This is a genomic window from Nostoc sp. UIC 10890 (assembly GCF_054786515.1).
On record NZ_JBSGKF010000188.1, the window covers coordinates 1 to 1,075 of the forward strand.

Below are 1,075 nucleotides of genomic sequence, written 5' to 3' on the forward strand. Positions count from 1 at the left end.
AAAGATAATGCCTTGGAATTGCTACGAAAACAAGTTCAGAAATCGACTTTCAAGCAGCACCAAGCAATAACTATAGATATAAGTGCCCCTTTTGAGAAGCCAGTACTAAAACAAGAGACGACAGTATCTACTCCTTTTGTCGAGCCAATTGTGAAATCAGTCGCATCTAGCCGGACAACAAGCCATGATTCATCAATAAAAGTACCGAAAGTCTTGCCCGTCTTGAAGGAGACACCAAACTATAATACTGTTGAATCAGTTTTCTCTAAGCCAGTACTGAAATCTGCTGTCCCCACAGAAGCGTTCTGGACACCACATCATACTGAAAAAATACCTAATTTTATTGAACCAAAGCACTGGCAAGAGTTTGAAGATAGCGCTATCCATCCTGATATTGCGGCAAAAAACTTTGAAAGTCTTCAATTCAACTATGCAGATGGTGAGCATGAGGCTTGGGAAAGGCTGATGGTTAGCGAAAAACTTAATCGTACAAATACCGGGAGGTTAACACAAGGATTTCTAAACGCATATTCTCACCTTGATGCTGGTGGTTGGTGGTGTGATGCTGGAGTTGATGCGCGTTCATTTGCTGATTTAACACCAGGTGATAAACCTGCAATTAAAAGATGGGGATGTTACAAGCCGAACACACCTAGACCCAAAAAAGATGAGGAGAACCAGGTAATTGAAGGGAAATTCATTAAATATGAGCATCCCCCAAAGGTTGAATTAAGTATATTCTTGCTTAATGTCCCTGAAGATATTGCCGAACGCATCTACTCCAAACACAAAGTTAACCCCAGCCAGCAGGAGCGCCACTCAGGATTTTGGTATTGTGTGTGGAAATATAATTTACCGTGTGCGATCGCAGAAGGAGCTAAAAAAGCAGCCAGCCTGTTGAGCCAGGGTCACGCTGCCATTGGGCTACCTGGGATTTCGGCGGGATACCGAACTCCCAAAGATGAGTTTGGTAAAAAAATCGGTAAGTCTTACCTGCATGAGGAATTAGCGGTTTTCGCCACACCTTCTCGAGAAATCAAATTCTGCTTTGACTATGAAACCAAGCCTAAAACGA

General features: G+C 42.6%; 1 protein-coding gene. It reads left to right on the plus strand.

Going from position 1 to position 1,075, the window contains the following annotated elements; translation table 11 throughout:
* The coding region (locus ACWATR_RS40330; protein WP_460346076.1) for a DUF3854 domain-containing protein at positions 1 to 1,075 on the plus strand (1,075 nt) is incomplete at both ends.